The 12,287-nt window shown below is 49.2% G+C and carries 13 protein-coding genes; 4 read left to right on the plus strand and 9 right to left on the minus strand.

Annotation, left to right across the window (positions count from 1 at the left end; translation table 11 throughout):
- Nucleotides 1–51: 51 nt before the first annotated feature.
- Nucleotides 52–792 carry a phosphoribosyltransferase family protein gene (locus tag OJ16_RS19590; RefSeq protein ID WP_040987310.1) on the minus strand — a complete coding sequence of 247 codons (741 nt, stop codon included), beginning with the start codon at nucleotides 790–792 and terminating at the stop codon, nucleotides 52–54.
- Between the two features lie 77 nt (nucleotides 793–869).
- On the opposite strand from OJ16_RS19590, the gene bioH reads away from it, so the two are divergent.
- Entirely contained in the window at nucleotides 870–1,691 is an 822-nt protein-coding gene (gene bioH, locus OJ16_RS02985; protein ID WP_040987312.1) for a pimeloyl-ACP methyl ester esterase BioH, read from the plus strand.
- A 91-nt stretch (nucleotides 1,692–1,782) separates the two neighbouring features.
- Nucleotides 1,783–2,253, plus strand: coding sequence for a hypothetical protein (locus OJ16_RS02990; RefSeq protein ID WP_040987375.1), 471 nt, complete (start codon nucleotides 1,783–1,785; stop codon nucleotides 2,251–2,253).
- Nucleotides 2,254–2,380: 127 nt separating this feature from the next.
- On the opposite strand, the gene OJ16_RS02995 is transcribed toward OJ16_RS02990, so the two are convergent.
- Both OJ16_RS02995 and greB read right to left on the minus strand, forming a co-directional pair.
- The gene (locus OJ16_RS02995) at nucleotides 2,381–4,714 is read right to left on the minus strand and encodes a Tex family protein (RefSeq protein ID WP_040987314.1); all 2,334 of its coding nucleotides are present in this window, start codon (nucleotides 4,712–4,714) and stop codon (nucleotides 2,381–2,383) included.
- Between the two features lie 55 nt (nucleotides 4,715–4,769).
- On the minus strand, nucleotides 4,770–5,246 hold the full coding sequence (greB, locus tag OJ16_RS03000; RefSeq protein WP_040987316.1) for a transcription elongation factor GreB: 477 nt from the start codon (nucleotides 5,244–5,246) through the stop codon (nucleotides 4,770–4,772).
- 324 nt (nucleotides 5,247–5,570) lie between these two features.
- On the opposite strand from greB, the gene ompR reads away from it, so the two are divergent.
- Both ompR and envZ read left to right on the plus strand, forming a co-directional pair.
- Nucleotides 5,571–6,290, plus strand: coding sequence for an osmolarity response regulator transcription factor OmpR (gene ompR / locus OJ16_RS03010; protein WP_040987320.1), 720 nt, complete (start codon nucleotides 5,571–5,573; stop codon nucleotides 6,288–6,290).
- A gap of 151 nt (nucleotides 6,291–6,441) precedes the next feature.
- Nucleotides 6,442–7,746, plus strand: a complete 1,305-nt coding sequence (gene envZ, locus OJ16_RS03015; protein WP_040987322.1) for a two-component system sensor histidine kinase EnvZ — start codon at nucleotides 6,442–6,444, stop codon at nucleotides 7,744–7,746.
- Nucleotides 7,747–7,826: 80 nt separating this feature from the next.
- On the opposite strand, the gene OJ16_RS03020 is transcribed toward envZ, so the two are convergent.
- The 6 genes from OJ16_RS03020 to gspI are packed head-to-tail and all read right to left on the minus strand — an operon-like array spanning nucleotide 7,827 to nucleotide 12,277.
- Nucleotides 7,827–8,588, minus strand: a complete 762-nt coding sequence (locus OJ16_RS03020) for a type II secretion system protein N (protein WP_040987323.1) — start codon at nucleotides 8,586–8,588, stop codon at nucleotides 7,827–7,829.
- Between the two features lie 6 nt (nucleotides 8,589–8,594).
- Nucleotides 8,595–9,086 carry a type II secretion system protein M gene (locus tag OJ16_RS03025; protein ID WP_040987324.1) on the minus strand — a complete coding sequence of 164 codons (492 nt, stop codon included), beginning with the start codon at nucleotides 9,084–9,086 and terminating at the stop codon, nucleotides 8,595–8,597.
- A gap of 11 nt (nucleotides 9,087–9,097) precedes the next feature.
- Nucleotides 9,098–10,309: a type II secretion system protein GspL gene (gene gspL, locus OJ16_RS03030; RefSeq protein ID WP_040987325.1), complete on the minus strand. Its 1,212-nt coding sequence runs from the start codon at nucleotides 10,307–10,309 to the stop codon at nucleotides 9,098–9,100.
- The gene (gspK, locus tag OJ16_RS03035; RefSeq protein WP_040987326.1) at nucleotides 10,275–11,288 is read right to left on the minus strand and encodes a type II secretion system minor pseudopilin GspK; all 1,014 of its coding nucleotides are present in this window, start codon (nucleotides 11,286–11,288) and stop codon (nucleotides 10,275–10,277) included. Before gspK ends, gspL begins: the two co-directional genes overlap by 35 nt.
- The gene (gene gspJ / locus OJ16_RS03040; protein ID WP_040987327.1) at nucleotides 11,278–11,934 is read right to left on the minus strand and encodes a type II secretion system minor pseudopilin GspJ; all 657 of its coding nucleotides are present in this window, start codon (nucleotides 11,932–11,934) and stop codon (nucleotides 11,278–11,280) included. The genes gspK and gspJ overlap by 11 nt, the downstream gene beginning before the upstream one ends.
- On the minus strand, nucleotides 11,921–12,277 hold the full coding sequence (gene gspI, locus OJ16_RS03045) for a type II secretion system minor pseudopilin GspI (RefSeq protein ID WP_040987377.1): 357 nt from the start codon (nucleotides 12,275–12,277) through the stop codon (nucleotides 11,921–11,923). Before gspI ends, gspJ begins: the two co-directional genes overlap by 14 nt.
- Nucleotides 12,278–12,287: the final 10 nt, after the last annotated feature.

Consider the following 12,287-nt stretch of genomic DNA (forward strand, 5'->3'; position numbering starts at 1 on the left):
TCTACTCCTGAAAATTCTGAGATCTAGCCTTTTACGCATAATTGATCATGCTTAGCTATAACCGAATGATTCAGGAGTGCGGCAGATACAGTAAATATCAACATTTTTGACACCTTCATCAAGCAGTAATTTACATAATTGCTGCACAGTACTCCCTGTCGTCACCACATCGTCAACAATCACGACCGAGTGAAGCTCGCCGACAGATTGCGTTAACCTGAACGCCCCACGCAAATTGCGCCGCCGCTGGGTTCGATCCATTCCTCGCTGCGCGCCCGTCACGCGAGTGCGTTTAAACAAGGAGACACAAGGCAGATCGAGTCGCTTAGCTAAAGCCCGCGCTAAATACTCACTCTGATTGAATCCACGCCATAGCTGACGACGCCAATGCAACGGGACATAACTGATGACTTGCACCTCCGTAACCTCCTGAATATTGGTGACAACTTGCTGAGTAAGCAGATCCGCTAACACCTCAACATAGCGAAGCTGGCGAGCAAATTTCAATTGTTGCACGTAATCCGACAGTGGCGGCGTATAGTCGCCAACGCAAACCAAGCGACGCCAAGGCGGTGGCTCAGAGAGACACGCCCCACAACGCTCCATCACCTGAGGGACCGCTAAGCCACAGCATTGGCAACGAACTTGTCGGCTCATCGCATCAATGCACGCTCGACACAATAACCAAGGAAGCCGATCTTGATTATTACGAGGCTCTAAAGGCAACATACAATACTGGCAATAATGCGCGATCCAGGCCTGTCTGTTTTTCTGCCACCATTGCGTTACCATAAGCGACTTCAGTGAATCATTTTCGTTGATCGTGGAGTGATAGTGCCGCGACCCTCGCAACAAGAAGGATGAAATAAGTGCGACAAACTGAGAGAACAAACCCAGCCTTACATTGGTCCACTTACGGCGCAGGGGAACATTTGGTGTTACTGCATGGTTGGGGAATGAATGGTGCCGTTTGGCAGCAAAGTATTGATGCCCTTAGTCAGCACTATTGCGTGCATGTGGTCGATTTACCCGGCTTTGGTCACAGCCACCACTGCCACTTTTCGACGATCGAAGATTTAACCGAACAAGTATTGCGTGACGCACCACCGCAAGCCATCTGGCTTGGTTGGTCTTTGGGTGGGTTGGTCGCCTCACACATTGCTTTGCATCACCCAGATCGGATGCTGGGATTCATCAGCGTTGCAAGCTCTCCCTGCTTTGCCGCAAAACCAAGCGATGACATCATCGGCCAAGCGCCGTGGCGAGGCATTCAAGCCAACGTGCTCAGCGCTTTTACTGCCCAGTTGATGGATGATTTTCAATTGACCATTGAGCGCTTCATGGCGTTGCAAGCCATCGGCAGTCCATCGGCTCGCCAAGATGTCAAAACACTCAAAAAAGCGGTGCTCTCTCGTCCTTCTCCAAATCAACAATCATTGCTCTCTGGTTTGCATTTGCTGGCAGAACTCGACTACCGCGCGCAGCTAGCCAACATCGAGGTACCCACCTTGCGTCTTTACGGCCGCTTGGACGGATTAGTGCCGATAAAAATAGCCAAAGAAGTCGATAAATTAATGCCAAACAGCCAAAGTTTCGTCTTCAATCAATCCTCTCACGCGCCTTTTATGACTGAGCCTGAGGCCTTTATTGAACAAGTGATCGGCTTTCAAAATCATAAATTAATCGCATAAAACGTTAAATTTTTGACCATTTCCGCCGATAACTCAGTTAACTGACAGAACGATAGCCATGTCAGTGGGCGAAACTGAAGAGGTCTCAGTTATGATCGTGTCACCCACCAATGTGAGTGTGTCACTTATCGCCCCATCGGTTAATGTGCAAACGGAGCAAGCGGCCCGCGACAATCGAATTCGCGAACCGATTACCCCCACCGTTGCACTAGCCAAAAGCAATGCTGAACGTAAAATCAATTCAGATGATAAACGACGTCGCAATGCGGCTTGGGACCCATCTGAGCATCCGAACTATGACGACGAAGAGGAGCATGCCATTGAGAAAAATGAGCATCGCCGACCGGAGACTCCATTAGAAAGGCTGTTTGAGCTACTGGCTCTATCGAGTTATAGCGATCAGCAAGGGAAAGGCTACGCAATGCGGTTTCGTTTACCTAAACGCATAATCGATGCAGCGATAACCGAAGGGAAAATGGCAAAGCGGCGAGTCGTTATTCGATACCATTACGGCCATGCTGTTGCGCCCAATACCCCTTCAGAGGTCATTGCGGTGTTGTAGTTGCTGAGTGCGTGGGCTGAATCTTCGTGATGCCTTCTATGCCCAGTGAATACCAAAAGACAAAAAGCCCCTCTCATTTGAGCGGGGCTTTTTTTGTATCACCAATCACACGAACTCATCGTGAGGCTTAGCGTTTCGCTTTTGCAAAGGCAGCCGCAAACGCACCACCCATCGCATTGCCTCCTGCTGGCTCTTCACGACGACGCTGCTGACCACCTTGTGGACGAGCTTGATTCTGATTGTTGCTGCGCGGCTCAGAGCTGCGCTGAGTGCGATTATCTTGCCCAGGCTCATCATTGAGACGCATTGAAAGCGCAATACGCTTGCGCTGCACGTCGACTTCCATCACTTTCACTTTCACGATGTCACCCGCTTTCACCACTTCACGCGGGTCCGCAACATAACGATCAGTCAGCGCTGAAATGTGCACTAGGCCATCTTGGTGAACGCCAATATCAACGAAGGCGCCGAAGTTTGCCACGTTAGACACCACACCTTCCAACACCATGCCCACTTCAAGATCAGAAACTTTTTCAATCCCTTCCGCAAAAGTAGCCGTTTTAAACTCAGGACGTGGATCGCGGCCCGGTTTATCCAACTCTTTGATGATGTCGGTCACCGTTGGCAAACCAAAGCTGTCATTGGTGTAATCAACCGCGTGCAAGCCACGTAAAAACTCAGTATCGCCAATTAAGCTCTTCACCGCTTTACTGTTTTTCTCCGCAATGGCCTTCACCACTGGGTAAGCTTCTGGGTGAACAGACGATGCGTCCAATGGGTTTTTACCATCCATAATACGCAGGAAGCCCGCACACTGTTCAAAGGCTTTTGGCCCTAAACGTGCCACTTTCTTCAAGGTTGTGCGCGCTTCAAAGCGGCCATTCTCATCACGGTAATCCACGATGTTTTGTGCCATGGTTGTAGACAATCCCGCCACGCGCGTTAATAACGCTGCCGATGCCGTATTCACATCCACACCCACCGCGTTCACACAGTCTTCAACCACCGCATCAAGACGTTTGGCCAACATAGATTGGCTAACATCATGTTGGTATTGGCCCACCCCGATCGATTTCGGGTCGATTTTCACCAATTCCGCCAATGGGTCTTGCAAACGACGCGCAATCGACACAGCGCCACGCAGTGACACGTCCATATTAGGGAACTCTTTCGCCGCCAATTCCGATGCTGAATAAACCGACGCGCCCGCTTCACTGACCATGATTTTTTGTACTTTTAGATTGCCACGAGCAATCAAATCGCCAACAAAGCTATCGGTTTCACGCGACGCCGTACCGTTACCAATTGCAATCAAATCGACATTGAACTTACGCACCAACTTATCGACGACGGCCATTGCTTGGTCATACTGTTTTTGAGGTGGGTGCGGGTAAATAGTCTCGGTGGTCAGTACTTTGCCGGTTGCATCCACAATGGCAATTTTAGACCCCGTACGTAAACCCGGATCTAAGCCTAGCGTTGCGCGAGGACCCGCCGGTGCCGCCATCAACAAGTCTTTCAAGTTGGTCGCAAACACTTCAATCGCTTCGATTTCACCGCGCTCTTTCATCGCGCCCATCAACTCGGTTTCCATGTGCATAGACACCTTGATGCGCCACGCCCAGCTAATGACCTGCTTGCGCCACACATCAGCAGGTGCTTGGCTTAACGAAATTCCGTAGTGATCGGCGATTAGGCCTTCACAATACGATTGGCGTACGCCTTCTTCTTGCGCAGGATCGGCATTCATGGCCAGAGTCAGGAAGCCTTCATTACGGCCACGCAACATCGCAAGCGCTCGGTGTGAAGGTACTTTGCTTAACGCTTCATTATGCGCAAAGTAATCTTTGAATTTTTCGCCCGCTTGCTCTTTGCCGGTCACGACGCGTGACACCAATTCCGCATGGCGGTTTAAGTAGCTACGCACTTTTTCCAGTAAGTTAGCATCTTCCGCAATGCGTTCCATCACAATGGCACGCGCGCCATCTAATGCCGCTTTATTATCCGCAATGCCTTTGTCGGCGCTGATGTATTTCGCCGCTTCACTTTCTGGATCAGTTTGTGGTTGATGCCATAGCGTATCCGCTAAAGGCTCAAGACCCGCTTCAATCGCGATTTGGCCTTTGGTGCGGCGTTTTGGTTTGTATGGCAGGTATAAATCTTCCAAGCGGGTTTTGCTGTCCGCCTGAAGGATTTCTTGCTCTAACGCTGTGCTTAACTTGCCTTGATCTTGAATCGATTTCAAAATCGTTTGGCGACGATCTTCCAACTCACGTAAATAAGACAAACGACTGTCTAAGTTACGCAATTGTGTATCGTCTAGACCGCCCGTAACTTCTTTACGGTAACGTGCAATAAATGGAACGGTGTTACCATCATCAATTAGGGTCACAGCCGCAATGACTTGCTCAGAGCGAACATTCAGTTCCTGAGCGATCAATTTACAGATAGCTTGGCTCATCCGCAGAATCTCTTTATTTAAATTAGTAGGTTAATGGCGCAATTATTCGTATTCGCTATTGAGCATAGCGAATACTATTAATAAACCACTCTTTGAAGCCTTCAGGGGTTTTTACCGAAAATTCGTCATCGACTTCTTTTTTCAGTAAGGCGCGCGCCATAGGTGAATCGATAGAAATGTAGTTTTTCGCGTCGCCGTAAATTTCATCAGGGCCGACAATACGAAACGTTTTTATGTCGCCGTGTTCATTTTCAATCTCAACCCAAGCACCAAAAAAGACTTTGCCTTCTTGCTGTGGGGAGTAATCAACCACGGTGACTTGCTCTAAGCGCTTGCGTAAATAGCGCACTCGGCGGTCTATTTCGCGTAGGCGTTTTTTATTGTATTGATAATCGGCATTTTCACTGCGATCACCAAGACTGGCCGCCCAAGTGACTTTTTTCGTCACTTCCGGTCGCTCTTCTTTCCATAAAAAATCGAGTTCTGTTTTTAGGCGATTGACGCCTTCTCGAGTTATCAAATTGGTTTTCATACTTAACTAATAAGGCATCCACCATCAGAGAATGGCAGACACATTGACATAAAAAAGCGCCCTATAACAGTGTGCGTTGTGTGACTTGATAGAAAAGTGACATATTGTCGCTCAGATTGTGTTGCCAAGCCCATCTCACCGCCCCGATCTTCTCTATCGCACCATAAGATTCAGGCGAAATAATGGCGCGGTTATTCCAAGATATTGCTGCGCAACAGTATAAAACTGCGCTTGAGATAAAAAGAGTAACAATTTCGGCAAGCACGCTTTGGCAAACAGTGATACATTTTTGCTTACTGCTTTGCTTTTGATTAAGGTGTTTCAATGCAAGAAATTCATAAAATACTCGTCGTCGATGACGATGCTCGTTTACGTGCGCTTTTGGAGCGATACCTATCTGAGCAAGGCTTTCAGGTACGCAGCGTGGCCAACGGCGAACAAATGGATCGCCTGCTAACGCGTGAAAACTTCCACCTGATGGTGCTTGACCTTATGTTACCTGGCGAAGATGGCCTGTCGATTTGTCGCCGCCTACGCAATGCCAACAACGAATTGCCTATTCTGATGTTGACGGCAAAAGGTGATGAGATTGATCGCATCGTCGGTTTAGAAGTGGGTGCCGATGATTACCTGCCAAAGCCGTTCAATCCACGCGAACTGCTGGCACGCATTAAAGCGGTTTTGCGTCGTCAAACCACCGAACTGCCTGGCGCACCAAGCTCAGAAGAATCGATTGTAGAATTTGGTGAGTTCCGCTTAAACCTAGGTACGCGTGAAATGTACCGCGGTGAAGAATCCATGCCACTGACTTCAGGTGAATTTGCGGTTTTGAAAGCGCTTGTGACCAACGCTCGTGAACCGCTTTCTCGTGATAAGTTGATGAACATGGCTCGTGGCCGTGAGTATTCAGCAATGGAGCGCTCAATCGACGTGCAAATCTCCCGTCTGCGTCGCATGCTCGAAGTTGACCCAAGCAAACCCCGCTATATTCAAACGGTTTGGGGCTTAGGTTACGTGTTTGTCCCAGATGGCAAAGACGCATAAACCAACATAGATTCAAATTTGTGCGAGCTTTAGGCTCGCACTTTTTTATCGTAGGCTTATGTTGATTGCGATCAACCCCCAATAGCAACTTGCCGAACCTCGACAGGTTGTAATCAAACCCTATCGACCAATATAGAAATAGGTTCTGACTATGCGTATTCGCAGCTCATTTACTCAATCGCTTGTTCTGTTCATTACACTGCTGATTGCTAGCCAAGTTTACTCGTACTACGCCGTATTCAACTATGCGTTACTGCCAAGCTTGCAGCAGTTCAATAAAATCCTCAGTTATGAAATCAACTTGATGCTGGATAACTCTGACGGTCTTGAAAATGGTTTAGTGATGGATGCGCCGCTGCGCCGCCAGATTCTCGAACAGCTTGGCGTCACCATTCATGCTAAAGAAAGCGATCTTGCGAATGAGTTTCGTCATGCCATCAGCATTGATTTGATGAGCGAAGAGATGACGCAAACACTCGGCACTCAAGCCGATGTCCGCATGGCGCAAGGCGAAGAAAGCTATGTGCTATGGATGAGTCTGGAATCACTGCCCGACTCGCTGATCCGCATTCCGTTGTCTGAACTGCAAGAAGAAGATTTTGCACCGCTGTTTCGCAATAGCTTAGTCATGGCGCTGTTGATCATTGCAGGCGGCTGGCTGTTTATTCGCTTACAAAACCGACCGCTGCTGGCACTTGAACGCGCGGCAAAAGGCGTGGGGCGCGGTGAAATACCGCCACCACTGGCCGAAAAAGGCACCTCTGAAATCCGTTCAGTCACCCGCGCCTTTAACCAGATGTCGAAAGGCATTCAAGCATTGGAAGAAGACCGCGCGTTATTAATGGCGGGGATCAGCCACGATCTGCGCACCCCCTTAACGCGTATTCGCCTTGCCACGGAAATGATGTCACCCGAAGACAGCTACCTCGCCGAAGGCATCATCAGTGATACCGAGGAGTGTAATGAGATCATTAGCCAGTTCATGGACTACCTCAAACCCGTCAATCGCGAATCATTCATCGAAGTTGACCTTAATGATATTTCACAAGACTTAGCGAATTCGGAAGGCAACCGCCATCATATCGAGATTGAGACGGCACTTAACACACTCAAACCGGCCTTTGGTAGCCCTATTGCGATGAAACGTGCAGTGAGTAACTTAGTGGTGAACGCGGTACGTTACGGTAATGGTTGGGTGATGATTTCAACGGGCATGACCGCGGATAATAAGCTGTGCTGGGTGTGTATTGAAGATAACGGCCCTGGCATTCCCAAAGACCAAGTAGCGAAACTGTTTGAACCCTTTACTCGTGGTGATACCGCGCGAGGCAGTGAAGGCACTGGACTTGGACTTGCGATCGTCAAACGTATCATCAGCCAACACAATGGCTCTGTGGTGGTCAATAATCGCAGTGAAGGCGGCTTAAAAGTGCAGTTGAGTTTTCCGACACGTTAACCTGCTATTGAGCGTTATCCCCATAAAACAAACCCCAGCAATGCTGGGGTTTGTTGTTTTCAAATCAATGTGAATCACGGTTATAAACGCCCTTGCTGGCTGAACTGGTAACGCCCTTGAGCATCAGGACTCGGCAGCCACTTTAATCCGTCAGTCAATGCGCTTGGCATTTCAGCTTGAGGCACAAACCACGCCTTTGCGTTAAAGCGGTGATCCGCCATCAGCTCAACCGAGAACTCACTGCGAACTTGGTCACTTTGCTGGGTCCCTTTCACGCTAATCTGGCTGTCTTGGCAGCTCAATTCAGCAATCACAGGACCAAGCTGTAAATCGGCTAATGGTGTACCGACAACATTGGTGTTCCACACCAAACTGCCAGAGCCTTGCGAACAATAAGGCTTCGCGTAGCTTAGTTGCTTGATGTTCAATTCTAAAAGACCATCCAGCGTCAATGGGATCGGTAACGCCGGTGCGAGTTTCAGCGCTTCTGTCACGGGCATCGACGCCAATAAGTTCTCCGCATAAGCACCACTCAAGCCATAACCCACTGTGCCACGGCCTTGCAGCTGCCATTGACTCCCGCGGCCAAAACGAACCTTCGCCTGAGCATTGCCGCCCAGCAACGCACTGGGTTCAAATTGCCAAGAGACTTGGCCAAGATGATTACGCTGCCAACTGACTTGTTGCGCTTGGCCTTGCCATAACGTACCACTGGCTTGGCGAATGCTCAATGCCGTCGGCAGAGGGGCATAATTGAGCACCACTTGAATCGGTAAATTCACCACAGCACTGACCATAAACGTCAGCAGCAATAACGCGACCAAGGCTATTTTACGCTTCACTGGCTCTTATCCTTTGCTCAATTGCAGACGCTTTACATCCACCACGCCCACTCGATTACTTTTGTCTAAATCGAGAAATTCAGCCTCGATACCATGGTTTTGTTGCAAGTACTCCAGCCAAGTCACCAATTGATTAAATGGTAACGGCTGTACCCACACTTGCATTTCATCGCCACGAGGTTGCACACGCACTAATTCAATATTGAAGCGACGTGCCGATGAGGACACGGCTTGGTTAAATGGCAATGGCGAAAGCGGTTTTGCGCCACTACCACGCAATGCCACAATATCGTCCGCTTTGTTTTGAACCCAGCTGAGTAGCTGCTTTTCATTACGCAGCTGATTTTGTGCCACTTCCGCACGCTGAGCCATTGGCTGATAAATGCCCCAAAAGGCGATACCAATGACGAGTGCGAGCGCGCCAACACCCACTAAACGCTGTTCACGAGGGGTAATTCGTACCCACCAAACTTGCAACGAGGCTAATAGTCTATTCATTACTTCATTCCTCATCGCGCTTTCAAAATCAGATTACCGGTCACTTGCGATCCGGATTTATTGAGCTGACCTTGCTCCACTAAAAACTGACCTTCTAACTTCACTCTTGCCTGTTCAAACGCTTGAAAACCCTGGCTGCTGGCTTCAAGTTGAATCTCGCCACGTTGGCGATCAAACTTCATCCCAGTCAGTGTGAAATCCGGTACCGATTTTAGCGCTTGAGGGAGCTTAGCCATCCACACCAATAACGACTCGTCACCGCTGCCACCAGACAAACGCTTCGATTCATTGTCCAGTTCACGTTTCAAGTAGCTGACGGTTGGGATTTTATTTTTCCCGGCTAACACAGTACGGAAGATACGCTCGCTTTCCGCACGATACTTCGCCGCCTGCTGCGCCGCGTTATGCGTTTCAATCAGGTTTTGTGCGACTAAAACCACAGCGAAGATCCCCGCCGCAATCGCCGTTTTACGCCAGACTTTCAAATGGCGAGCAATGCCTGATTTCGGCTTGAAGCGACCGGTTAATAAGTTAATTGGCGCAAAAATAGCTTGGCGGCCAAGCAACTGCATCACCAACTGTGGATCACCTTGCTGCCACGCTTGTTCTGGCGCAAGTGCCAGTTCTGGAAGAGGCGAATAGGCTTGCAGCGATAACCACGCGTCACCTTCTTTTACCCATTCCGATTGCGCGACCATCGGCAACCAATCTGCATCGATACTTAACGCTTGGTATGGCTGTTTTTTTAGCAACCATTGCCCGGTCAATTCTACCGCTGCGATGCCCTCAACATCAGGCAAAGCCAGCGCGTCAGGCAGCACTTTTGTCACGTTAAAACCGACTTCTTTTAGCGCGTCTAACTGACCGCTTAGCCACTCACGATCAACACCCGCAACATAAGCGGTCTGACCTTGCTTGGCGAGGATGCTAAAATGCAAGCCATCCACATCTTGCGCCACGTCATCTTCCACCAAATAAGGCAGCATAGATTCAAATTGACGTGCGCCACCCGCAGGGACACTGACCTGTTTCAATAGCACATCCGCACTATTTAATAACACAATCGTTTGACGTGCTTGCGCATAACTCGCAATGTCATCCACCGTTTGCTCTGCGGTCAATTCACCACTGGCGATCACTTCTTGCTGGCTCTCAGACCAAACCAACCACGGCGTTTCGGCGTGGCGATTATTGCTCAGTCGAACGATTAGGTACTCGCTCACCGATTCCTCCAAAGCGACGGCTTATCACCGTTGCGGTTTCTCTATTTGCACTGAATAATAAACTGCGAATGCGTACTTGAGACTCACCCACGATTACCCGTGCATCCAATTCAAAATAAGCACTATCTACCGTGAGATAGCCTTTAGCCCGCTTTTTTACTTCATCACTGAGCGCTGCTATTTGTGATTCCGCTAAAAATTGATCAACATCGCTCCACCCATCAAATGGGCGATTTTCTAAAACACTCTGCGCATCACTCTCACTCAACGTCTGATCAAACATGGCCTCAAGCAAAGCCGCATGATCAGCGGATAAGGTGTTCACGTTAAGACGAAATTCCGTTGTCGGAAGCGCGCACACATACGGCTGCAGCTCGGTCATCACCTCACCAGACACCTGATTCACCGCGCGCAATTCACTTTCATCCGCAATGACGCCATTGGCCGTCATATAAGCGGGCACCATGGATTCGTAGTAACTGTCTTCCACCCCTGCGACTGAGTTAACCGTGGTGTTGCTGTCCATAAACTCCCAACTGGAATGCGCGACCACTTCAGCGACATGGCTGTCGACTTCAAGCGACAATAATAAATCTTGTAAAACAGAGACAAGATACGGCGCCGTATCAGTCCCTGAAGCGCCATCAAGATCCGCCAAAGCATTCAGATTAAAACACGCCTGACGATCCAAAATGCGTCCTGACAACGAACCATAATCAAGCGGGTAAACTTGTTCTTCTAACGCCCAAGGCTGAGACAGGTTAACCGTGTCAGTGTCTTTATAACTTTGCTCAATGGCTTCAATGGCCAAGGCTTCAGCACCAATGCTGTACCAGTACGCTTGTTGATAGTTAAGTTGGTTACTCGAGCGCTTAAATTGACTAAAGAGACGCTCTGACATGGTCGCCGCCACCGCCGTCATCAAGGCTAAAATCAACAACACCACCAGCAGAGCAACCCCACGCTGATTACTCTTCATCGTCGCCCCCTGTTGCGACACTTCCGCCACCGGTCAGATAGATGCGTTCAATTTCGCCATAGTCACTAAAGGTTAAGGACACCTCAACCGCGAGCGGTAACGTACTTGGTTTATCCCATTGATTACGCCATTCTTTACCGTCATAAAAGCGCATTTCAAAATCTTCAACTTGGTCTATCAATGGCATGACAATGCCATCTTGCCCGATTGGCGTATCAACATAACGCCACCACACTCGCTGCAATTCATTGTCTTTAATGCGATAACCGACTTTGGTCACTTCACCACGCGGAAATTGCTGCGCGGGGTTATGCCAACCTGCACGTGCAAACATCACGCCTTTGTTATCAGAGTCGAGTAGGTAATCGTTCCACGCCAGTAGTTTCCCCTCGGGCTCAGCACCATTGGTTCGCATCGGTCGTAGCGCCATTTGGCGAAAATCGTTATCCATAAAAACCAATGCACGCTGTAAAGTTTTCAAGCGTTCACTGCGCTCTTGCGAAATCGCGTTACTGCGATAAATCTGATTCAGCACTTGTTGAGCACCCGCAGCCAGAAACGCAAAGATCGACATCGCGACCAGCACTTCAATGAGGGTAAAGCCAACTTGTGTCGAGCGACGCTTAACGCGGCTATTTGGTAACATAGCTTCTCACCGTGAGAACCGGCGCTCCTTTTTGTGACGTCGCGACTGAAACGTCAAACGCGCGAATTAAGCTGTCTTGGGTGGAGACCGGCGATACCGTCCAATACCAAGTACGATCGGCGAGTTGCGCTTGTCCCGATTGTTTTTTAAGCCCTTGTGGATTGAGCATCACTTTGGCCATTTGGTTGTCAATAACCATGGCAGAGAAGGCTTTTTCTTCCATTAGGCTTAATGTATTGATGTGTTGCCCCACCGAGCGGACTAAAGCCATGGCTGACATTGCAAAGATGGCCAAAGCGACCAACACCTCAAGCAAGGTAAAACCGTGACGTTTATTTCTCATCCGAGGATGC

The sequence above is a fragment of the Vibrio renipiscarius genome, assembly GCF_000827885.1.
In the GTDB taxonomy this organism is placed as follows: domain Bacteria; phylum Pseudomonadota; class Gammaproteobacteria; order Enterobacterales; family Vibrionaceae; genus Vibrio; species Vibrio renipiscarius.

Coding starts and splice junctions, on each gene's coding strand:
- gspJ (WP_040987327.1), bottom strand. CDS start 11,934: ATGTTACCAAATAGCCGCGTTAAGCGTCGCTCGACACAAGTTGGCTTT.
- OJ16_RS02995 (WP_040987314.1), bottom strand. CDS start 4,714: ATGAGCCAAGCTATCTGTAAATTGATCGCTCAGGAACTGAATGTTCGC.
- gspK (WP_040987326.1), bottom strand. CDS start 11,288: ATGAAGAGTAATCAGCGTGGGGTTGCTCTGCTGGTGGTGTTGTTGATT.
- OJ16_RS03025 (WP_040987324.1), bottom strand. CDS start 9,086: ATGAATAGACTATTAGCCTCGTTGCAAGTTTGGTGGGTACGAATTACC.
- greB (WP_040987316.1), bottom strand. CDS start 5,246: ATGAAAACCAATTTGATAACTCGAGAAGGCGTCAATCGCCTAAAAACA.
- envZ (WP_040987322.1), top strand. CDS start 6,442: ATGCGTATTCGCAGCTCATTTACTCAATCGCTTGTTCTGTTCATTACA.
- OJ16_RS02990 (WP_040987375.1), top strand. CDS start 1,783: ATGATCGTGTCACCCACCAATGTGAGTGTGTCACTTATCGCCCCATCG.
- gspI (WP_040987377.1), bottom strand. CDS start 12,277: ATGAGAAATAAACGTCACGGTTTTACCTTGCTTGAGGTGTTGGTCGCT.
- ompR (WP_040987320.1), top strand. CDS start 5,571: ATGCAAGAAATTCATAAAATACTCGTCGTCGATGACGATGCTCGTTTA.
- OJ16_RS19590 (WP_040987310.1), bottom strand. CDS start 792: ATGGTAACGCAATGGTGGCAGAAAAACAGACAGGCCTGGATCGCGCAT.